The 22459-nt window shown below is 66.3% G+C and carries 13 protein-coding genes and 2 rRNA genes; 11 read left to right on the forward strand and 4 right to left on the reverse strand.

Going from position 1 to position 22459, the window contains the following annotated elements:
• Positions 1–20: 20 nt before the first annotated feature.
• Together E0500_RS18990 and eccCa are read right to left on the reverse strand one after the other, a co-directional pair.
• Positions 21–419 (reverse strand): hypothetical protein, encoded by a 399-nt coding sequence (locus E0500_RS18990; protein WP_131566344.1) that lies wholly within the window; start codon positions 417–419, stop codon positions 21–23.
• A gap of 149 nt (positions 420–568) precedes the next feature.
• A complete protein-coding gene (gene eccCa, locus E0500_RS18995; RefSeq protein WP_131566348.1) occupies positions 569–4513 on the reverse strand; it encodes a type VII secretion protein EccCa in 3945 nt (1314 codons plus the stop codon).
• A gap of 293 nt (positions 4514–4806) precedes the next feature.
• Between eccCa and eccD the strand changes: the two genes are divergently transcribed.
• The 6 genes from eccD to E0500_RS19025 all read left to right on the forward strand — a co-directional run bounded on the left by eccD (position 4807) and on the right by E0500_RS19025 (position 12043).
• Positions 4807–6264 (forward strand): type VII secretion integral membrane protein EccD, encoded by a 1458-nt coding sequence (gene eccD, locus E0500_RS19000; RefSeq protein WP_131566351.1) that lies wholly within the window; start codon positions 4807–4809, stop codon positions 6262–6264.
• Positions 6265–6457: 193 nt separating this feature from the next.
• Positions 6458–6745: a 30S ribosomal protein S15 gene (gene rpsO, locus E0500_RS19005; RefSeq protein ID WP_131566354.1), complete on the forward strand. Its 288-nt coding sequence runs from the start codon at positions 6458–6460 to the stop codon at positions 6743–6745.
• A 354-nt stretch (positions 6746–7099) separates the two neighbouring features.
• The gene (locus E0500_RS19010) at positions 7100–9331 is read left to right on the forward strand and encodes a polyribonucleotide nucleotidyltransferase (protein ID WP_131566357.1); all 2232 of its coding nucleotides are present in this window, start codon (positions 7100–7102) and stop codon (positions 9329–9331) included.
• Entirely contained in the window at positions 9328–10707 is a 1380-nt protein-coding gene (locus E0500_RS19015; RefSeq protein ID WP_131566360.1) for a pitrilysin family protein, read from the forward strand. Before E0500_RS19010 ends, E0500_RS19015 begins: the two co-directional genes overlap by 4 nt.
• Before the next feature lie 90 nt (positions 10708–10797).
• Positions 10798–11550, forward strand: a complete 753-nt coding sequence (gene dapB / locus E0500_RS19020; RefSeq protein ID WP_131566363.1) for a 4-hydroxy-tetrahydrodipicolinate reductase — start codon at positions 10798–10800, stop codon at positions 11548–11550.
• Between the two features lie 16 nt (positions 11551–11566).
• Positions 11567–12043 (forward strand): hypothetical protein, encoded by a 477-nt coding sequence (locus E0500_RS19025; protein WP_131566366.1) that lies wholly within the window; start codon positions 11567–11569, stop codon positions 12041–12043.
• Positions 12044–12107: 64 nt separating this feature from the next.
• Here the strand turns inward: E0500_RS19025 and E0500_RS19030 are convergent, their stop codons facing one another.
• Positions 12108–12668, reverse strand: a complete 561-nt coding sequence (locus E0500_RS19030) for a hypothetical protein (RefSeq protein WP_131566370.1) — start codon at positions 12666–12668, stop codon at positions 12108–12110.
• Positions 12669–12826: 158 nt separating this feature from the next.
• Complete coding sequence (locus tag E0500_RS19035; protein WP_131566374.1) at positions 12827–13060, reverse strand: hypothetical protein; 234 nt, start codon at positions 13058–13060, stop codon at positions 12827–12829.
• Between the two features lie 220 nt (positions 13061–13280).
• Here E0500_RS19035 and thyX point away from each other — a divergent pair, with 220 nt between their 5' ends.
• From thyX to E0500_RS19060, 5 genes are all read left to right on the forward strand, one after another.
• Positions 13281–14021, forward strand: a complete 741-nt coding sequence (gene thyX / locus E0500_RS19040) for an FAD-dependent thymidylate synthase (RefSeq protein ID WP_131566377.1) — start codon at positions 13281–13283, stop codon at positions 14019–14021.
• Between the two features lie 231 nt (positions 14022–14252).
• Positions 14253–15152 carry a 4-hydroxy-tetrahydrodipicolinate synthase gene (gene dapA, locus E0500_RS19045; RefSeq protein ID WP_131566380.1) on the forward strand — a complete coding sequence of 300 codons (900 nt, stop codon included), beginning with the start codon at positions 14253–14255 and terminating at the stop codon, positions 15150–15152.
• Between the two features lie 128 nt (positions 15153–15280).
• The gene (locus E0500_RS19050) at positions 15281–16966 is read left to right on the forward strand and encodes a ribonuclease J (RefSeq protein ID WP_131566383.1); all 1686 of its coding nucleotides are present in this window, start codon (positions 15281–15283) and stop codon (positions 16964–16966) included.
• Between the two features lie 453 nt (positions 16967–17419).
• Positions 17420–18946 (forward strand): 16S ribosomal RNA (locus E0500_RS19055).
• 312 nt (positions 18947–19258) lie between these two features.
• Positions 19259–22380, forward strand: a 23S ribosomal RNA gene (locus tag E0500_RS19060).
• The 16S and 23S rRNA genes sit together here, the layout of an rRNA operon.
• The last annotated feature ends 79 nt before the right edge of the window (positions 22381–22459 follow it).

The following is a 22459-nucleotide window of genomic DNA, read 5'->3' on the forward strand; positions in this document are numbered from 1 at the left end:
GCGCCAGACCCGTTGAGAGTTCAGAGATCCTGACGAGGCGTCAGCGTCGCCTGCACGCCCGACGGCATCTTCACCTGACCGTCGTACTCGGCGGTCGTCGCCCGCCAGATCTCCTCTTCCCTGGCCTCGTTCTTCTCCTGCGCCACGCCCATCTTCGTGAAAGCCAGCCCTATCCCCGCGAGCCGCTCCGCCAGACTGCCCATCGAGTCGTACATGCCGTCACGCAGGCCCTCGTACACGACACCGAACTTCGAGCCGATGTCGTCGTCACCCCAGGGCGGGGTGTCACCCTTCTCAAGCGCGGTCAGTCCGTCCTCCAGGCTCTTCGCGGCTTTTGCGAAGTCCTGGCCGACCGTGAACATGTTGAAGCCCTCGTCCTTGAGGACCTTGGGATCGGAGATCGTGTAGTCCGACGACACAACTGCCCCCCGTGGCTCGCCTTTTCTGTCGCAACGCCAGACTAGCGGGGACACCGGGCCCGGACCCACCCCTCACGCAACGGAGAGGGGCGGCACCACCCGGGTGCCGCCCCTCTCAATTCAATCCCTACTACCGATCCCGCACCCGATCAGAACCGAGCCGGCAGCCACCCCGTCTGAATCAGCTGCCCACCCCGCCGACGCGTGTGGAAGTACCCACGCCCGGGCGGCAGTTGCGAGGCGGTGATGTTGCCGAGCAGCGCGCCCTCAGCGCGGTCGCCGGAGAGCACGATGCCCTGGGCGCCGAGTTCGCGCAGGCGCTGCATGACCGGCTCGTAGAGCGACCGGCTGGCACCGCCCGAGGCGCGCGCGATGATGATGCGCAGGCCGATGTCGCGGGCGAAGGGCAGGTACTCCTGGAGCGGGGACAGCGGGTTCATGCCGGTCGCCACCAGGTCGTAGTCGTCGATGATGACGAACGCGTCCGGGCTGCTGTACCAGCTGCGGTTGCGCAGCTGTTCGGGCGTGACGTCCGGGCCCGGCATACGGCGGCTGAGCGAACCGGCGAGGCCCTCCAGCGTCTCCGACAGGGCGGGCGCCGACGCGCAGTACCGGGACAGGTGCGACTCCGGCACTCCCTCCAGGTGGGCACGCCGGTAGTCACCCATGACGATCTTCGCCTGCTGCGGCGTGTAGCGCTCGCAGATCTGCTTGATGAGCAGCCGCAGCATCGCGGACTTACCGGACTCGCTCTCACCGAACACGATGAAGTGCGGGTCCGTCTCGAAGTCGACGAAGACGGGCGAGAGCGAGGACTCGTCGATGCCGATGGCGACACCGCGGTCCGGGTGCTCGAAGCCCTTCGGCAGCCGGTCCACCGGGAAGAGCGTGGGCAGCAGCCGCACGGCCGGAGCGGGGTTGCCCTGCCAGTTGTCGTTGATGCCGCGGATGAGGATCGACGTCGCCTCCGACAGGTCCTCCGTCTCCGAGGAGCCGTCGACCCGCGGCAGCGCCGTCATGAAGTGCAGCTTGTCCGGGGTCAGACCACGGCCGGGCACGGTGGCGGGGACGTTCTGCGCGACCTTGCGGTCGATCTCCGACTCGGTCGGGTCACCGAGCCGCAGCTCGATGCGGTTCTGCAGCATGTCCTTGAGCGCCGGCCGCACCTCGGTGTAGCGGCTCGCGCTCAGGATCACGTGCACACCGAAGCCGAGGCCGCGCGTCGCGATCTCCGTGACGGTGGACTCCAGCATCTCGTAGTCCGTCTTGAACGTCGCCCAGCCGTCGATGACGAGGAAGACGTCACCCCAGAGCTGGTCCGGCAGCTGGCCCGCGGCCCGGCGCTGACGGTACGTCTGGACCGAGTCGACGTTGTTCGCGCGGAAGTACTCCTCGCGCGCGTTGAGGATGCCCTCGACCTCGCTGACCGTACGGCGAACCTTCTCGGCATCGAGACGGTTGGCGACGCCGCCGACGTGTGCCAGGTCCTCCATCGCGATCAGGCTTCCACCGCCGAAGTCCAGGCAGTAGAACTGCACTTCGGACGGCGTGTGGGTGAGCGCGAACGACGAGATGAGCGTACGCAGCAGCGTCGACTTGCCGGACTGCGGACCACCGACGAACAGACCGTGACCCGCACCGCCGGAGAAGTCCCGGTAGAGCACGTCACGCCGCTGCTCGAACGGCTTGTCCACCATGCCGACCGGGACGTTGAGCCGGCCGAGCGCCGTGTAGTCGGGCGCGGTCAGGCCGCGTTCCGGGGTGACGGCGAGCTGCGGGAGGAGCTGCTCCAGCGAGGGCGCCTCCTCCAGCGGGGGCAGCCACACCTGGTGGGCGGGCGGTCCCTGATTGATCATCCGACTGACGAGGACGTCCAGGACGGTGTCGGCGAGGGCGTCGTCCACCCGGTTGTCGGGCTCCGGCTCCTCGATCACCGGCTGCGGGGGCAGTGCCACATGCTCCGCGGAGAACAGCGCGGGCCGCAGCTGCGTGGAGCGGCTCACCCGCGAGGGGCCCTCGCCGTGGTACGCCCCCGACACGTACGCCGCCTTGAAGCGGACCATGGTGTCGGTGTCGTACCGCAGATAGCCCGAGCCGGGGATCGACGGCAGGTGGTAGGCGTCCGGGACACCGATCGCCGTACGGGACTCGGCGGCGGAGAAGGTCCGCAGACCGATCCGGTACGAGAGATACGTGTCCAGGCCGCGCAGCTTGCCCTCTTCCAGGCGCTGCGACGCCAGCAGCAGGTGAATGCCCAGCGAACGGCCGATGCGGCCGATCTGGATGAACATGTCGATGAAGTCGGGCTTGGCCGTGAGGAGCTCGGAGAACTCGTCGAGCACGATCACCAGCGAGGCCATCGGCTCCAGTGCGGCGCCCGCCGCCCGTGCCTTCTCGTAGTCGTTCAGGTTGGCGTAGTTGCCGGCCGAGCGCAGCAGCTCCTGGCGGCGCTGCGTCTCACCCATGATCGAGTCACGCATACGGTCGACGAGGGTGAGGTCGTCCGCGAGGTTGGTGATCACGGCCGCGGTGTGCGGCATGTCCGCCATGCCCGCGAAGGTCGCACCGCCCTTGAAGTCCGCGAGGATGAAGTTGAGCGTCTCCGAGGAGTGCGTCACCGCGAGACCGAGCACCAGCGTACGCAGCACCTCGGACTTGCCGGAGCCGGTGGCGCCGACGCACAGGCCGTGCGGGCCCATGCCCTCCTGCGAGGCCTCCTTGAGGTCCAGCATGACGGGCTCGCCGTTCTCGCCGACACCGATCGGCACCCGCAGCCGCTCGTGCAGCGTGCGCGGACGCCAGGTGCGGGAGACGTCCACGGAACCCGCGTCGCCGATGCCCATGAGGTCCGTGAAGTCCAGGTTGGACAGGAGGGGTTCGCCCTCCTCCGCGGAGCCGACCCGGAAGGGGGAGAGCTGCCGCGCCAGGGACTCGGCCTGCGCCGGGTTCAGTACGTCGGGCTTGCCGGTGTACGCGGACTCGTGGCCGACGAACAGCCGCATCCGGTCCGGCTTCACGTAGGCCGTCAGACCCGCGCGCAGTTCCTCCTCCAGTTCGCCGGGGGAGATCTCCAGGAAGGTGACGCCCTGGAGCCCTTCGCTGCTGGCGAGTTCGGAGTCCGGCGGCACGGTGCCGCCGTCGAGCACCACGATCAGGTGCGGCTGGTCGTAGACCGGGTTGGCCTCCCGGTTCCAGCGGGGCCTGTCGTCCAGCTGGTCCGCCAGGGCCTCCTCCAGCTCGCCGAGGTCGTCGAACAGGAGCCGGGCCGAGCCCGCCCCGTCCTTGGCCTTCGGGTGCTGGCTGTGCGGCAGCCACTTGATCCAGTCCCAGTCGGCCGCCGCGGAGGGGTGCGCCACCACGGCGATCATCAGGTCCTCGGGCGAGTGCAGCGTCGCCAGCTGGGCCAGTGACGCACGGGCGTTGCCGTAGACCGTGTCGGTCTCTCCGCACACCGTCACGTGGTAGAAGGCGCGCAGCGAGATGGAGACGGGCAGGTCGGACAGACTGCCGTGCGCGTCGAGAAAGGCCTTCATGGCCGCCGCGGTGAGCGGCTCCAGCTCGTCCTTGGGAGCCGTCTCCGGCGCGACGAGCGGAGTGTTCAGCTGCTGGATACCACGGCCGATCCGCACGGAGGCGAAGTCCGCGTCGGTCGGGCGCCGCTCCCACAGCCGCTTGCCGTCGGCCGCCACCGCCCACAGCTGCTCCGGGTCGGGGTGCTGGAAGAGCTGGCTGCGCCGCTGCAGTTCAGCTGTCTTGTGTACGTCCTTGCGGACCTGTTCGAGATAGCGGAAGTAGTCACGCCGGTCCTGGGCCATACCCGCGCCGCCGCCCTGCCGGGACTTGGCGAACTGGGCGATGGCCATGGCCAGGGTCGAGGCCAGCATCAGCCCACCGACCACCCTCATGTAGGAGGGCAGGCTGGGCATGAAGAAGAAGCCGACTGAACCCAGCATGCCCATCATGGGCAGCAGGTTCATCAGCATGCTCTCGTCGCCCTCGCGCGGGATCTCGGGCGGCGTTTCCAGTTTGACCTCGCCGTCCGGTACCACCGGGGGCGCTATCCGCGGCGGCCGTTTGATGATGACGACGCTCACCGATGCACTCATCCTTCGCGATTGATACGTCTGATACGTCTACGTCTGATACGTCCTGGTGTGACGCCCCCGTGTACCGCGACGTGTTCTCGTCCGCGTTAGGCGTCGTCCGCGTAAGCGACGATCCTACTGATGCGAGCAGTGCGCCAGGGCGCCAGGAGGATGGAGATGCCGAGGGGGTCCGGGGAGAATTGAGGGAGGCAGGCCCTGTTGCGCCTGCCGTAGCGGATATGGTGGCGCTCCGCGTCGTACGAACGGCGCGAAGAAGCCTTTTCCACAGGGGGATGTACCAGGTGAGCACGGGGACTTCGACAGGTTTCTGCCGAATCACCATCGCAGCGCCGGACAGCCGAGTCGATGTGGCTCTGCCTGAGGATCTGCCGATCCAGGACCTGTTTCCTGAGATCGTCAGGCTCTCGGGCCTGGTCCAGTCGGACACCAGCCCCGCCGGCTACCACTTGGTACGCCGCGAGGGCGAAGTCCTCGACGCGAGCCGTTCGTTGCTGGAGCACAGGGTCAGGGACGGCGAGGTGCTGCTGCTGCGCACCTTCGCCGACTCACTGCCGCCGGCCGTCCACGACGACGTGGTGGACGCGATCGCCGCCGCGGTCAAGCAGGACAGCCGCAGCTGGAACGACAACCTCATGCGGATCGCCGGTCTTGTCTCCGGCGCTCTGCTGCTGGTCATGCTCGGCTTCGTCTTCTGGTTCGCGGACCCGGTACGGCACGACATGCACGGCCTGCAGGGGATCCTCGCCGGCGTCGCCGCGGTGACCCTGACGGCACTCGCCGGCGTACGGGCCCGGGTGTACGACGACCGCGGCAGCGCGGTCGCACTCGGTATCTCGGCGCTGCCGCACGCCCTCATCGCGGGCTCCGGCGTCATCTCCCAGGACCCGGGGGAGGGCCCGGGCAGGATCCAGTTCCTCGTCGGCTGTGTCGCCGTCCTGCTCTTCTCCGTCATCCTGATCATGCTGCTGCCGCAGGGGGACGCCCCCTTCGTGGCCGCCGCGCTTGCCTCCGCGATCGGCACGCTCGCCGTGTTCTGCGGTGTGCTCACCGAGGCGGAGCCGCGGGAGATCGCCGCCGGCACCTCGGTCGTCGCCCTGGCTGTCGTCGGCTTCCTGCCCGGCTGGTCGGCCCGCTTCGCCAAGCTGCCGATCGGTTTCCGCAACCCGGAGGACCTGGCCAGGGCCCGTCGCGAGGGCCAGGAGGGCGACCTCGAGGCCGTCGACGTCCAGCGCATCGTCGCCCAGACCAGCCGCGGCCACGAACTGCTGCTCGGCCTGGTGGGCGGCTGCGCCGCCGTCATCGTCGGCGCGGGCGGCGCGGTGCTCGGCTTCAGCGACAGCGGCTGGGCACAGCTGCTCGCCCTGTGCACCGGCGTCGCCGCGATGCTGCGGGCGCGCCTGTTCCGGTACACCGCCCAGGTCACCTGCCTGTTCGTGGCCGGTGTCGGCACGCTCGGTCTGCTGATCCTCGGCCTCGCGATCTCGCCCCCGGCCGACATCATCCTCGAACTGGTCCAGGGCAACACCGGCCCCGTCGACGTACGCACCCTGTGGCTCGGCGCCTCGGTCGCGGCGGGTGTGCTGCTGCTGATCGCGATCGCGCTGATCGTCCCGCAGAAGGGGCTCTCCCCCTTCTGGGGCCGCATGCTGGACCTCGCGGACTCGCTGGTGCTGCTCTCCCTGATCCCGGTCTGCCTGGCCGTCCTCGATGTCTACGGCAAGGTCCGCGGCGGCGTCTGAGCCCCGCGGGCCACGGCGGAAATCCGGACACTTCCGGGCTGGTACGCTGTGTGACGGCCGTTTGTGTGCGCGTTCGCGGTACCTGCCGGAGACCGCGCCGGACGGATCCCCGCCTCCCGAGTCACGGAAGCTCCCCTGAGAAGAAGACCAGGGGGCACTCGGTGGCAACAAAGAAGACTCACAAGGAGTACGCGTGTCGCTCGATACCGCCACGAAGAAGCAGATCATGGCCGAGTTCGGTACCAAGGAGGGTGACACCGGCTCCCCCGAGGTCCAGGTGGCCATGCTGTCGCGTCGGATCTCCGACCTGACCGAGCACCTGAAGACCCACAAGCACGACCACCACTCCCGCCGTGGCCTGCTGATCCTGGTCGGTCAGCGCCGCCGCCTGCTGCAGTACCTCGCCAAGAAGGACATCCAGCGCTTCCGTACGCTGGTCGACCGCCTCGGCATCCGCCGCGGTGCGGCGGGCGCCAAGTAAGACGCCGTGAAGGGAGCGGTTCCCGGAGGTGGGGGACCGCTCCCTTTGCTGTACGTGCGGAACGTGCGGAGTGTCACCGCCGCTTTGTAGGGTGGTAGCACAACGCAGTACACACGACACAGCGTGACGGCAACCGGGACACGAGCGGACACCCGGATGACCTCACCCACACCGAACGAGGAGAAGCGCGCCTCGCCGCCGCCGGTCCTCGGTAGTGGCCCCCGGGGGGAAGTGAGCCCCGGGTGCTTCGATCGAAGACCGGCCCGCACCAGACGGAGCGCTTCTCCACCACCGTCCCCCTGCCACACGGGCGGGACCAGGGACGAAAGACGATATGTAACGGAGAAAACGCTAGTGGAGAACGAGACCCACTACGCCGAGGCCGTCATCGACAACGGCACCTTCGGCACCCGCACCATCCGCTTCGAGACGGGCCGCCTGGCCAAGCAGGCCGCCGGCTCCGCCGTGGCGTACCTGGACGACGACACCATGGTGCTGTCGGCCACCACCGCATCCAAGAACCCCAAGGACCAGCTCGACTTCTTCCCGCTGACGGTCGACGTCGAGGAGCGGATGTACGCGGCCGGGAAGATCCCCGGTTCCTTCTTCCGCCGTGAGGGCCGGCCCTCCGAGGACGCCATCCTCACCTGCCGCCTCATCGACCGCCCGCTGCGCCCGTCCTTCAAGAAGGGCCTGCGCAACGAGATCCAGGTCGTCGCCACCATCATGGCGCTCAACCCCGACCACCTGTACGACGTCGTGGCCATCAACGCCGCCTCCGCGTCCACGCAGCTGGCCGGCCTGCCCTTCTCCGGCCCGATCGGCGGCGTCCGCGTCGCTCTGATCCGCGGCCAGTGGGTGGCCTTCCCGACGCACACCGAGCTCGAGGACGCCGTCTTCGACATGGTCGTCGCGGGCCGCACCCTGGAGGACGGCGACGTCGCGATCATGATGGTCGAGGCCGAGGCCACCGAGGGGACCATCAAGCTGGTCAAGGGCGGCGCCGAGGCCCCCACCGAGGAGGTCGTCGCCGCCGGTCTGGAGGCCGCGAAGCCCTTCATCAAGGTCCTGTGCAAGGCCCAGGCCGACCTCGCCGCGAAGGCCGCCAAGCCGACCGGCGAGTTCCCGATCTTCCTGGACTACCAGGACGACGTGTTCGAGGCGCTCTCCGCCGCGGTCCGCACCGAGCTCGCCCAGGCGCTCACCATCGCCGGCAAGCAGGAGCGCGAGACCGAGCTCGACCGCGTGAAGGGCCTGGCCGCCGAGAAGCTGCTGCCCGACTTCGAGGGACGTGAGAAGGAGATCTCCGCCGCGTACCGCTCGCTCACCAAGCAGCTGGTCCGCGAGCGCGTGATCAAGGAGAAGAAGCGCATCGACGGCCGTGGCGTGACGGACATCCGTACGCTGGCCGCCGAGGTCGAGGCCATCCCGCGGGTGCACGGTTCCGCCGTGTTCGAGCGTGGCGAGACCCAGATCCTGGGCGTCACCACCCTCAACATGCTCCGCATGGAGCAGCAGCTGGACACCCTCTCCCCGGTGACCCGCAAGCGCTACATGCACAACTACAACTTCCCGCCGTACTCCACCGGCGAGACCGGCCGCGTCGGCTCCCCCAAGCGCCGCGAGATCGGCCACGGTGCCCTCGCCGAGCGCGCCCTGGTCCCGGTCCTGCCGACGCGAGAGGAGTTCCCCTACGCGATCCGCCAGGTGTCCGAGGCCCTGAGCTCGAACGGCTCGACGTCCATGGGCTCGGTGTGCGCCTCCACCATGTCGCTGCTGAACGCCGGTGTGCCGCTGAAGGCCCCCGTCGCCGGTATCGCCATGGGCCTGATCTCCCAGGAGGTCGACGGCGAGACGCACTACGTCACCCTGACCGACATCCTCGGTGCGGAGGACGCCTTCGGTGACATGGACTTCAAGGTCGCCGGCACGAAGGAGTTCGTGACCGCCCTCCAGCTCGACACCAAGCTGGACGGCATCCCGGCCTCCGTCCTGGCCGCCGCGCTGAAGCAGGCCCGTGACGCCCGCCTCCACATCCTCGACGTGATGATGGAAGCGATCGACACGCCCGACGAGATGTCCCCGAACGCACCGCGGATCATCACCGTGAAGATCCCGGTCGACAAGATCGGCGAGGTCATCGGCCCCAAGGGCAAGATGATCAACCAGATCCAGGAGGACACCGGCGCCGAGATCACGATCGAGGACGACGGCACGATCTACATCGGTGCCGCCGACGGCCCGGCCGCCGAGGCCGCCCGCACCACGATCAACGGCATCGCCAACCCGACCATGCCGGAGGTCGGCGAGCGCTACCTGGGCACGGTCGTGAAGACGACCACGTTCGGTGCGTTCGTCTCGCTGCTCCCGGGCAAGGACGGTCTGCTGCACATCTCGCAGATCCGCAAGCTCGCCGGCGGCAAGCGCGTGGAGAACGTCGAGGACGTCGTCGGCGTGGGCCAGAAGGTCCAGGTCGAGATCGCCGAGATCGACTCCCGCGGCAAGCTCTCCCTCATCCCCGTGATCGAGGGCGAGGGCGAGTCCGACAGCGGCTCCGACGAGAAGAAGGACGACGGCGACAAGTGACGTCGCGTAGCTCCCTGACGACGGCCCGCACCTCCTCCGAGGCGCGGGCCGTCGCCCGTACCCAAACCCTCATCAAGGGCAGCAACGGCATCGGTACGGTCCGTAAGACCACCCTCCCCGGCGGCCTGCGCATCGTCACCGAGACCCTGCCGTCCGTGCGCTCCGCCACCTTCGGGATCTGGGCGCACGTGGGCTCCCGCGACGAGACGCCCGCGCTGAACGGCGCCACGCACTATCTGGAGCACCTCCTCTTCAAGGGCACCACACGGCGCAGCGCGCTCGACATCTCCGCCGCCATCGACGCGGTCGGCGGCGAGATGAACGCGTTCACGGCGAAGGAGTACACGTGCTACTACGCGCGCGTACTCGACACCGACCTGCCGCTCGCCATCGACGTCGTCTGCGACATGCTCACCGGCTCGCTCATCCTCGAAGAGGACGTCAACGTCGAGCGCGGCGCCATCCTCGAAGAGATCGCCATGACGGAGGACGACCCGGGCGACTGCGTGCACGACCTGTTCGCGCACACGATGTTCGGCGACAACCCCCTCGGCCGCCCGGTCCTCGGCACGGTCGACACGGTCAACGCCCTCACCGCCGACCGCATCCGCCGCTTCTACCGCAAGCACTACGACCCGACGCACCTCGTCGTCGCGGCCGCGGGCAACGTCGACCACAACAAGGTCGTACGACAGGTCCGCGCCGCCTTCGAGCAGGCCGGCGCCCTCAAGCGGCCCGACGCCACCCCGATCGCCCCGCGCGACGGCCGCCGCACCATCCGCACGGCCGGCCGCGTCGAGCTCCTCGGCCGCAAGACCGAGCAGGCCCACGTCGTCCTCGGCATGCCCGGTCTGGCCCGCACCGACGAGCGCCGCTGGGCCCTCGGCGTCCTCAACACCGCGCTCGGCGGCGGCATGTCCTCCCGACTGTTCCAGGAGGTCAGGGAGAAGCGCGGCCTGGCGTACAGCGTGTACTCGTACACCTCGGGCTTCGCCGACTGCGGTCTCTTCGGCGTGTACGCGGGCTGCCGGCCGTCCCAGGTCCACGACGTGCTGAAGATCTGCCGGGACGAGCTCGACCAGGTCGCCGAGCGCGGGCTGCCGGACGACGAGATCGACCGCGCCATCGGCCAGCTCCGCGGCTCCACGGTCCTCGGCCTGGAGGACACCGGCGCGCTGATGAACCGTATCGGCAAGAGCGAGCTGTGCTGGGGCGAGCAGATGTCCGTCGACGACATGCTGGCCCGGATAGCAGCGGTCACCCCGGACGACGTCCGGTCCGTGGCCCGCGACATCCTGGGACAGCGCCCCTCGCTGTCCGTCATCGGCCCGCTCAAGGACAAGCAGGCCTCCCGGCTGCACGACGCGGTCGCGTGAAGCACGACGGCACGCATCGCCGGCAGGTTCGCGTACGTCCTCGACAACCCGCATTCCCGTAAGCCCGCATTCCCGTAAGGAAGCAACAACATGAGCAAGCTGCGCGTGGCGGTCCTCGGCGCCAAGGGCCGTATCGGATCCGAGGCGGTACGGGCCGTCGAGGCCGCCGAGGACATGGAACTGGTGGCCGCCCTCGGCCGCGGCGACAAACTGGAGACGCTCGCCGACACGGGAGCCCAGGTCGCGGTCGAGCTGACCACCCCCGCCTCGGTCATGGGCAACCTCGACTTCTGCGTACGCCACGGCATCCACGCGGTCGTCGGGACCACGGGCTGGACCGACGAGCGCCTCGCGCAGCTGCGGGGCTGGCTGGACCGCTCCCCGGAGACGGGCGTGCTCATCGCCCCCAACTTCTCCATCGGGGCCGTGCTGACCATGAAGTTCGCCGAGAAGGCCGCGCCCTACTTCGAGTCCGTCGAGGTCGTCGAGCTGCACCACCCGAACAAGGTGGACGCCCCCAGCGGCACCGCCATGCGCACCGCCCAGCTCATCGCCGCCGCCCGCGAGCGTGCCGGCAGCGCCCCGCAGCCCGACGCCACGGTGAGCGGCCTGGACGGCGCCCGGGGCGCGGACGTCGACGGGGTGCCCGTCCACGCCGTACGCCTCCGTGGCCTCCTCGCCCACCAGGAGGTTCTCCTCGGCGGCGAGGGCGAGATCCTCACCGTCCGCCACGACTCCCTCCACCACAGCAGCTTCATGCCGGGCATCCTGCTGGGCGCCCGCCGCGTGGTGACCGCCCCGGGCCTCACCTTCGGCCTCGAGCACTTCCTCGACCTGAGCTGAGCGGCTGGGAACCATCATGCGCGCGAAGATCACGTACGCCGTCACGGCAGCCGTCCTGCTGGTCTACTTCGTCCTGGTCGGCAGCCGCGGCATCCTGCTGATCGAGGCCGGCACACCCGTCACGATCGTCTTCGGTGTGGCGGTGCTGATCCTGCCGGGGATCGGTCTGTGGTTCCTGTGGAAGAACACCCAGTTCGTCCACAAGGCCAACCAGCTCGCCGCCGAACTCGACGCCGAGGGGGGCCTGCCCGTCGACGAGTTGAGGCGCACCGCGGGCGGCCGTATCGACCGTGACTCGGCCGACGAGGTCTTCGCCCGGCGCAGGGCCGAGACCGAGGACGCCCCCGACGACTGGCGCAGCTGGTTCCGCCTCGCCATCGCCTACCGCGACGCCCGGGACACACCCCGGGCGCGCAAGGCGATGCAACGGGCGATCGCGCTCCACGGCCCCTCTTTGCGCCTAAACCGGCGCCGCTCTCGCGGAGCTGGATGATCGCCGTTGTGGTTCCGCAATTGATGGTTGCGGTGGTCCCGGGGACACCACCGCAACCGAACGGTCAGGCGCCCCGCGTGTACTCCGAGGCCCACGCCTCCACCGTGTCCGTCGCCCGGTCGAAGGCATCCGGGCGGGCCAGGAAGTCGGCGTCGTGCGAGGTCATCAGCGGCAGCACGGCCCCGGATGCCCGGCCCTTGCGTTCGAGGACGAGGGCCTGCCCCTGGAGCGTGCGCGGCAGCCCGAGCCAGCGCACCGGCTGCTGCACCGTCCGTGCCGAGGCGACCTGCTCCCAGGGCGTCGTGCGCGTGGCCAAGAAGCTCACCTTGCGCAGCCCCCGCCCGCTCACCCAGGTTCCCATGCGCAGCAGCCGCAGGGCGCCGGCGATGATGCACAGCGCCAGCCCGAAGCAGAACGCGCCGGCGGCCAGGGTCCCGGCCACCGTGATGATGACCGCCGCGAACAGCACGTACGAGGCGAGCAGAAGCAGGATCGCGGCCGCGCTCACCCGCCACGGGCCAGGTCGGTAGGGCCGCCGCCAGCGGTCGCGGTCGTCGAACGGCAGCGCCTGGTCGTCCACCGCCTCGTCAAAAGCGCGATCGGCGGTCAGGAAGGGCAGGGGCACGACAGATCCTCACTCAGTCCAGACTCAATCGATGCGGGGGACATCGCCGAGTGAGGCTATCGAGCCGGATGCGGGCCCACCACCCGCGGGGGTCCATGGGGGTGCGCACCGTGCCATTCGGGCGGCCGGCCCGGGCGGCTGGCCTGAGCGGCCCGTGGTCAGCGGTTCTGGGACGCCTGTGACTCGTGCGCGGGCGACTGGTCGGGGGACAGCGCGGGCATCCCGAGGAGCACGGAGCCCACGAGCCCCGCGACGACGGTGAGACCTATCAGCCAGCGCCCGGCCCTCTCGCGCGCGGAGGTCCGCTCACGGGGCGGGGGAGTGACATTGCTGCGGAACCTGTCGGCTTCGGCGATGAAGGCGAACGGTACGGGCTCGCGCCGACGGAACATGGGGTGCGCTTCTCCTTCGGGACCTTGTGACGGACCTGGCGACTCGAACGGTCGCGGTCACCTACACAGACGTGCGAAACCCTCAGAAGGTGCCCGATATCGCCGATTTCACAGAAGTTCGCCGGCGAATGTCGTGGCCCGCCACCGAACGCCCCGTTGTCAGTGCCGGACCGTAGAGTGGACGCCGCCCGAGAGACGTGATGGAAGGACCCTCCGAGCCGTGACCGACACCCCCGCCGACGAACTCAAGCCGAGCATCCGCAGCGACGTCACCGTCGAGCTGGTCAAGCACAGCGCGGCCGACTCCGACGTGCTGTGGGCCGCTCGCGTCTCCACCGCGGGCGAGCAGTCCCTGGACGAGCTGAAGAAGGACCCGGAGCGCTCCAAGGGCCTGATCAACTACCTGATGCGGGACCGGCACGGCAGCCCCTTCGAGCACAACTCGATGACGTTCTTCATCAGCGCCCCGATCTTCGTCTTCCGCGAGTTCATGCGGCACAGGGTGGGCTGGAGCTACAACGAGGAGAGCGGGCGCTACCGCGAGCTCCAGCCGGTCTTCTACGTCCCCGATGAGTCCCGCAAGCTCGTCCAGGAGGGCCGCCCCGGAAAGTACGTCTTCGTGGAGGGCACCCAGGCACAGCAGGAGCTGGTCGGCCGGGTCATGGAGGACACGTACGTACACGCGTACGAGGCGTATCAGGAGATGCTCGCCGCCGGCGTCGCCCGCGAGGTCGCCCGTTCGGTCCTCCCGGTCGGCCTGTACTCCTCGATGTACGCCACCTGCAACGCCCGCTCGCTCATGCACTTCCTCGGCCTGCGCACCCAGCACGAGCTCGCCAAGGTCCCGTCCTTCCCGCAACGGGAGATCGAGATGGTCGGCGAGAAGATGGAGGCGGAGTGGGCCAGGCTGATGCCGCTGACGCACGCCGCCTTCAATGCCAACGGCCGGATCGCCCCGTAGTACCCACGGGGACCCCTATCGCGACGGCTCCGGTCGCCTGGGACACGCATGTACGGGTCAACCGAGAGAGGCGCCCGGATTGCGGCATTTCGCGAAGTTCATCTAGCCTGATCAAACGGACCCGGCACTGCTTGAACCCCCGAGCAGGCAGTGCCGGGTTCCACCTTTGTCCGGACTTTTACGGCCCCCCGCGGGCAGACCGCGCCTTGAGCAGCGAGTAGCGTGTTACCCATGGCTCCGACCTCCACTCCGCAGACCCCCTTCGGGCGGGTCCTCACCGCCATGGTCACGCCCTTCACGGCGGACGGCGCACTCGACCTCGACGGCGCACAGCGGCTCGCCACCCACCTGGTGGACGCAGGCAACGACGGCCTGATCATCAACGGCACCACCGGAGAGTCCCCCACCACCAGCAACGCGGAGAAATCGGATCTCGTACGGGCCGTCCTGGAGGCCGTGGGCGACCGCGCCCACGTCGTCGCCGGCGTCGGCACGAACGACACCCACCACAGCATCGAGCTGGCACACGCCGCCGAGAAGGTGGGCGCGCACGGCCTGCTCGTCGTCACGCCGTACTACAACAAGCCCCCGCAGGAGGGCCTCTACCGGCACTTCACGGCCGTCGCCGACGCCGCGGAGCTGCCGGTCATGCTGTACGACATCCCCGGCCGCAGCGGCGTCCCGATCAACACCGAGACACTCGTCCGCCTCGCGGAGCACCCGAGGATCGTCGCCAACAAGGACGCCAAGGGCGACCTCGGCCGCGCCAGCTGGGCCATCGCCCAGTCCGGCCTCGCCTGGTACTCCGGCGACGACATGCTGAACCTGCCGCTCCTCTCCGTGGGTGCGGTCGGCTTCGTCTCGGTCGTCGGCCACGTCGTCACCCCCGAGCTGCGCGCCCTGGTCGAGGCGTACATCTCCGGTGACGTCCAGAAGGCCACCGAGATCCACCAGAAGCTGCTCCCGGTCTTCACGGGCATGTTCCGCACCCAGGGGGTGATGACCACCAAGGCGGCGCTCGCACTCCAGGGCCTGCCCGCAGGCCCCCTGCGCGCCCCCATGGTCGAGCTCACGCCCGAGGAGACCGCCCAGCTCAAGATCGATCTTGCCGCCGGCGGGGTACAGCTCTGACAACGGACTTCACAACTGAATAGGCAGGACACAGGTGCCTGCGTCCCACACTGACAACTGCTTTTGCACGAACGTCATGCGCGCCACGTGCCCTACAGGTACGTGGCGTGTGTGGTGAGGAGAGTCTTTTGAGTCATCCGCATCCTGAACTCGGCCCGCCGCCGAAGCTCCCCGAGGGCGGCCTGCGGGTCACCCCGCTCGGTGGCCTCGGCGAAATCGGCCGGAACATGACCGTATTCGAGTACGGCGGCCGCCTGCTGATCGTCGACTGCGGAGTGCTCTTCCCCGAGGAGGAGCAGCCCGGAATCGATCTGATCCTGCCGGACTTCTCCTCCGTCAGGGACCGCCTCGACGACATCGACGGCATCGTCCTCACACACGGCCACGAGGACCACATCGGCGGCGTCCCCTACCTGCTCCGCGAGAAGCCGGACATCCCGCTGATCGGCTCCAAGCTGACCCTCGCCCTCATCGAGGCCAAGCTCCAGGAGCACCGCATCCGTCCCTACACCCTGGAGGTGGCCGAGGGGAACCGCGAGCGCATTGGTCCCTTCGACTGCGAGTTCATCGCGGTCAACCACTCCATCCCCGACGCCCTGGCCGTCGCCATCCGCACCCCGGCGGGCATGGTGGTCCACACGGGCGACTTCAAGATGGACCAGCTCCCGCTGGACAACCGCCTCACGGATCTGCACGCGTTCGCCCGGCTGAGCGAGGAAGGCATCGACCTCCTCCTCACCGACTCCACGAACGCCGAGGTCCCCGGCTTCACCCCGCACGAGCGCGACATCTCCAACGTCCTGCGTCAGGTCTTCGCGAGCGCCCGCAAGCGGATCATCGTGGCCAGCTTCGCCAGCCACGTCCACCGCATCCAGCAGATCCTCGACGCGGCCCACGAGTTCGGCCGACGGGTCGCCTTCGTCGGCCGCTCGATGGTGCGCAACATGGGCATCGCCCGGGACCTGGGCTACCTCCGAGTCCCGCCGGGGCTGGTCGTGGACGTCAAGACGCTGGACGACCTCCCTGACGACGAGGTCGTGCTGGTCTGCACGGGCTCCCAGGGCGAACCGATGGCGGCCCTGTCCCGCATGGCCAACCGGGACCACCAGATCCGCATCGTCCAGGGCGACACGGTGATCCTGGCGTCATCGCTGATCCCGGGCAACGAGAACGCGGTCTACCGCGTCATCAACGGCCTGACCCGCTGGGGCGCGAACGTCGTCCACAAGGGCAACGCCAAGGTGCACGTCTCGGGCCACGCGTCCGCGGGCGAGCTCCTGTACTTCTACAACATCTGCCGGCCGAAGAACCTGATGCCGGTCCACGGCGAATGGCGCCACCTGCGCGCGAACGCGGAGCTGGGCGCCATGACGGGCGTCCCGCACGACCGGATCGTCATCGCGGAGGACGGCGTGGTCGTCGACCTCGTCGAGGGCAGGGCGAAGATCTCCGGCAAGGTCCAGGCCGGTTACGTCTACGTCGACGGCCTCTCGGTCGGAGGCGTCGGCGAACCCGCGCTCAAGGACCGCAAGATCCTCGGTGACGAGGGCATCATCTCGGTCTTCGTCGTGGTCGACTCGTCGACGGGCAAGATCACGGGCGGCCCGCACATCCAGGCCCGCGGCTCGGGCATCGAGGACTCGGCCTTCGGCGATGTGACCCCGAGGATCACGGAGGTGTTGGAGCGGTCGGCTCAGGACGGCGTCGTTGAGCCCCACCAGCTGCAGCAACTCATCCGGCGCACGCTGGGCAAGTGGGTCTCGGACACCTACCGGCGCAGGCCGATGATCCTCCCGGTCGTCGTCGAGGTCTGACCCGCCGTCACGGACGGCCGTTCGCACGGCCGCCCGGACCGTGGTGGGTGTGAACTCGGGGCGGGGCCCCTCGATTTGCATCGGGGCGCCCCGCTCCAGTACGTTTACGGCTCCACCAGAACGGGAACCCGGGTGCTCCACGCATCGGGGATTCACTCCCGGACCGGATGGAAATTCCGACTCAGAATCTCTGATAAAGTCGGAAACACCGAAGGGAAGCGCCCGGAGGAAAGCCGCGAGAGAGTCTCTCGGGTGAGTACGAAGGAAGCGTCCGTTCCTTGAGAACTCAACAGCGTGCCAAAAATCAACGCCAGATATGTTGATACCCCGTCTCTCCCGATTCCGGGAGGGCGAGGTTCCTTTGAAATAACACAGCGAGGACGCTGTGAGCCGGGGGGATTATTCCTCCTCCTGGTTCCGCTCTCGTGGTGTCATCCCGATTACGGGAAAACATTCACGGAGAGTTTGATCCTGGCTCAGGACGAACGCTGGCGGCGTGCTTAACACATGCAAGTCGAACGATGAAGCCCTTCGGGGTGGATTAGTGGCGAACGGGTGAGTAACACGTGGGCAATCTGCCCTTCACTCTGGGACAAGCCCTGGAAACGGGGTCTAATACCGGATACAACTACTACAGGCATCTGTTGGTGGTGGAAAGCTCCGGCGGTGAAGGATGAGCCCGCGGCCTATCAGCTTGTTGGTGAGGTAGTGGCTCACCAAGGCGACGACGGGTAGCCGGCCTGAGAGGGCGACCGGCCACACTGGGACTGAGACACGGCCCAGACTCCTACGGGAGGCAGCAGTGGGGAATATTGCACAATGGGCGAAAGCCTGATGCAGCGACGCCGCGTGAGGGATGACGGCCTTCGGGTTGTAAACCTCTTTCAGCAGGGAAGAAGCGAAAGTGACGGTACCTGCAGAAGAAGCGCCGGCTAACTACGTGCCAGCAGCCGCGGTAATACGTAGGGCGCGAGCGTTGTCCGGAATTATTGGGCGTAAAGAGCTCGTAGGCGGCTTGTCACGTCGGGTGTGAAAGACCGGGGCTTAACTCCGGTTCTGCATTCGATACGGGCTAGCTAGAGTTCGGTAGGGGAGATCGGAATTCCTGGTGTAGCGGTGAAATGCGCAGATATCAGGAGGAACACCGGTGGCGAAGGCGGATCTCTGGGCCGATACTGACGCTGAGGAGCGAAAGCGTGGGGAGCGAACAGGATTAGATACCCTGGTAGTCCACGCCGTAAACGGTGGGAACTAGGTGTTGGCGACATTCCACGTCGTCGGTGCCGCAGCTAACGCATTAAGTTCCCCGCCTGGGGAGTACGGCCGCAAGGCTAAAACTCAAAGGAATTGACGGGGGCCCGCACAAGCAGCGGAGCATGTGGCTTAATTCGACGCAACGCGAAGAACCTTACCAAGGCTTGACATACACCGGAAACGGCCAGAGATGGTCGCCCCCTTGTGGTCGGTGTACAGGTGGTGCATGGCTGTCGTCAGCTCGTGTCGTGAGATGTTGGGTTAAGTCCCGCAACGAGCGCAACCCTTGTTCTGTGTTGCCAGCATGCCCTTCGGGGTGATGGGGACTCACAGGAGACCGCCGGGGTCAACTCGGAGGAAGGTGGGGACGACGTCAAGTCATCATGCCCCTTATGTCTTGGGCTGCACACGTGCTACAATGGCAGGTACAATGAGCTGCGATACCGTGAGGTGGAGCGAATCTCAAAAAGCCTGTCTCAGTTCGGATTGGGGTCTGCAACTCGACCCCATGAAGTCGGAGTTGCTAGTAATCGCAGATCAGCATTGCTGCGGTGAATACGTTCCCGGGCCTTGTACACACCGCCCGTCACGTCACGAAAGTCGGTAACACCCGAAGCCGGTGGCCCAACCCCTTGTGGGAGGGAGCTGTCGAAGGTGGGACTGGCGATTGGGACGAAGTCGTAACAAGGTAGCCGTACCGGAAGGTGCGGCTGGATCACCTCCTTTCTAAGGAGCACTTCTTACCGAGTCCTTCGGGACGAGGTCAGAGGCCATTACGTCGGCAAATGTTCGACGGTGGTTGCTCATGGGTGGAACGTTGATTATTCGGCACACTCGGCCTGCTCGGGTTCGCAAGTACTGCTTCGGCGTGGAAAGCGAATGAGAGAGGCGAGTGTGTCGGGCACGCTGTTGGGTGTCTGAGGGTGCGAGCGTTGCTCGTCCTTCGGGTTGCCGGCCCCGGTGAAGCACTGACGTAGTTGGTGTGTGACGGGTGGTTGGTCGTTGTTTGAGAACTGCACAGTGGACGCGAGCATCTGTGGCCAAGTTTTTAAGGGCGCACGGTGGATGCCTTGGCACCAGGAACCGATGAAGGACGTGGGAGGCCACGATAGTCCCCGGGGAGTCGTCAACCAGGCTTTGATCCGGGGGTTTCCGAATGGGGAAACCCGGCAGTCGTCATGGGCTGTCACCCATACCTGAACACATAGGGTATGTGGAGGGAACGCGGGGAAGTGAAACATCTCAGTACCCGCAGGAAGAGAAAACAACCGTGATTCCGGGAGTAGTGGCGAGCGAAACCGGATGAGGCCAAACCGTATGCGTGTGAGACCCGGCAGGGGTTGCGTATACGGGGTTGTGGGATCTCTCTTCCACGGTCTGCCGGCCGTGGGACGAGTCAGAAACCGTTGATGTAGGCGAAGGACATGCGAAAGGTCCGGCGTAGAGGGTAAGACCCCCGTAGTCGAAACGTCAGCGGCTCGTTTGAGAGACACCCAAGTAGCACGGGGCCGAGAAATCCCGTGTGAATCTGGCGGGACCACCCGTTAAGCCTAAATATTCCCTGGTGACCGATAGCGGATAGTACCGTGAGGGAATGGTGAAAAGTACCGCGGGAGCGGAGTGAAATAGTACCTGAAACCGTGTGCCTACAAGCCGTGGGAGCGTCGCGCAGGGAACTTGTTCCTTGCGTCGTGACTGCGTGCCTTTTGAAGAATGAGCCTGCGAGTTTGCGGTGTGTTGCGAGGTTAACCCGTGTGGGGAAGCCGTAGCGAAAGCGAGTCCGAATAGGGCGGTGTAGTAGCGCGCTCAAGACCCGAAGCGGAGTGATCTAGCCATGGGCAGGTTGAAGCGGAGGTAAGACTTCGTGGAGGACCGAACCCACCAGGGTTGAAAACCTGGGGGATGACCTGTGGTTAGGGGTGAAAGGCCAATCAAACTCCGTGATAGCTGGTTCTCCCCGAAATGCATTTAGGTGCAGCGTCGTGTGTTTCTTGCCGGAGGTAGAGCACTGGATAGGCGATGGGCCCTACCGGGTTACTGACCTTAGCCAAACTCCGAATGCCGGTAAGTGAGAGCGCGGCAGTGAGACTGTGGGGGATAAGCTCCATGGTCGAGAGGGAAACAGCCCAGAGCATCGACTAAGGCCCCTAAGCGTACGCTAAGTGGGAAAGGATGTGGAGTCGCAGAGACAACCAGGAGGTTGGCTTAGAAGCAGCCACCCTTGAAAGAGTGCGTAATAGCTCACTGGTCTAGTGATTCCGCGCCGACAATGTAGCGGGGCTCAAGCGTACCGCCGAAGTCGTGTCATTCACACATATGGCCCTAACGGGTGTGTGGATGGGTAGGGGAGCGTCGTGTGCCGGGTGAAGCAGCCGCGGAAGCGAGTTGTGGACGGTTCACGAGTGAGAATGCAGGCATGAGTAGCGATTCACACGTGGGAAACGTGTGCGCCGATTGACTAAGGGTTCCTGGGTCAAGCTGATCTGCCCAGGGTAAGTCGGGACCTAAGGCGAGGTCGACAGGCGTAGTCGATGGATAACCGGTTGATATTCCGGTACCCGCTGTGAAGCGTCAAACATCGAGCATCGTGATGCTAAGGCCGTGAAGCCGTTCCGGACCCTTCGGGGAATGGAAAGTGGTGGAGCCGCTGAACCAAGCGGTTAGTAGGTGAGTGATGGGGTGACGCAGGAAGGTAGTCCATCCCGGGCGGTGGTTGTCCCGGGGTAAGGGTGTAGCCCGAGTGGTAGGTAAATCCGCCGCTCTTGCAGGGTGAGACCTGATGCCGAGCCGATTGTGGTGAAGTGGATGATCCTATGCTGTCGAGAAAAGCCTCTAGCGAGTTTTATGGCGGCCCGTACCCTAAACCGACTCAGGTGGTCTGGTAGAGAATACCGAGGCGTTCGGGTGAACTATGGTTAAGGAACTCGGCAAAATGCCCCCGTAACTTCGGGAGAAGGGGGCCATTCCTGGTGATCCAATTTTCTTGGTGAGCTGGGGGTGGCCGCAGAGACCAGCGAGAAGCGACTGTTTACTAAAAACACAGGTCCGTGCGAAGCCGTAAGGCGATGTATACGGACTGACGCCTGCCCGGTGCTGGAACGTTAAGGGGACCGGTTAGCTCACTTTCGGGTGGGCGAAGCTGAGAACTTAAGCGCCAGTAAACGGCGGTGGTAACTATAACCATCCTAAGGTAGCGAAATTCCTTGTCGGGTAAGTTCCGACCTGCACGAATGGCGTAACGACTTCTCGACTGTCTCAACCATAGGCCCGGTGAAATTGCACTACGAGTAAAGATGCTCGTTTCGCGCAGCAGGACGGAAAGACCCCGGGACCTTTACTACAGTTTGATATTGGTGTTCGGTTCGGCTTGTGTAGGATAGCTGGGAGACTGTGAAGCGTGGACGCCAGTTCATGTGGAGTCGTCGTTGAAATACCAGTCTGGTCGTGCTGGATGTCTAACCTGGGTCCGTGATCCGGATCAGGGACAGTGTCTGATGGGTAGTTTAACTGGGGCGGTTGCCTCCTAAAGGGTAACGGAGGCGCCCAAAGGTTCCCTCAGCCTGGTTGGCAATCAGGTGTTGAGTGTAAGTGCACAAGGGAGCTTGACTGTGAGACCGACGGGTCGAGCAGGGACGAAAGTCGGGACTAGTGATCCGGCGGTGGCTTGTGGAAGCGCCGTCGCTCAACGGATAAAAGGTACCCCGGGGATAACAGGCTGATCTTCCCCAAGAGTCCATATCGACGGGATGGTTTGGCACCTCGATGTCGGCTCGTCGCATCCTGGGGCTGGAGTCGGTCCCAAGGGTTGGGCTGTTCGCCCATTAAAGCGGTACGCGAGCTGGGTTTAGAACGTCGTGAGACAGTTCGGTCCCTATCCGCTGTGCGCGTAGGAGTCTTGAGAAGGGCTGTCCCTAGTACGAGAGGACCGGGACGGACGAACCTCTGGTGTGCCAGTTGTTCTGCCAAGGGCATGGCTGGTTGGCTACGTTCGGGAGGGATAACCGCTGAAAGCATCTAAGCGGGAAGCCTGCTTCGAGATGAGGACTCCCACCCACTTGATGGGGTAAGGCTCCCAGTAGACGACTGGGTTGATAGGCCAGGTCTGGAAGCCCGGTAACGGGTGGAGGTGACTGGTACTAATAGGCCGAGGGCTTGTCCTCAGTTGCTCGCGTCCACTGTGTTGGTTCTGAAACCACGAACAACCCCACGTTTGCCACAGGCGTGGTGCGGTTGAGTGTT

This window comes from Streptomyces sp. KM273126 (assembly GCF_004337435.2).
Taxonomy (GTDB): Bacteria; Actinomycetota; Actinomycetes; order Streptomycetales; family Streptomycetaceae; genus Streptomyces; species Streptomyces acidicola.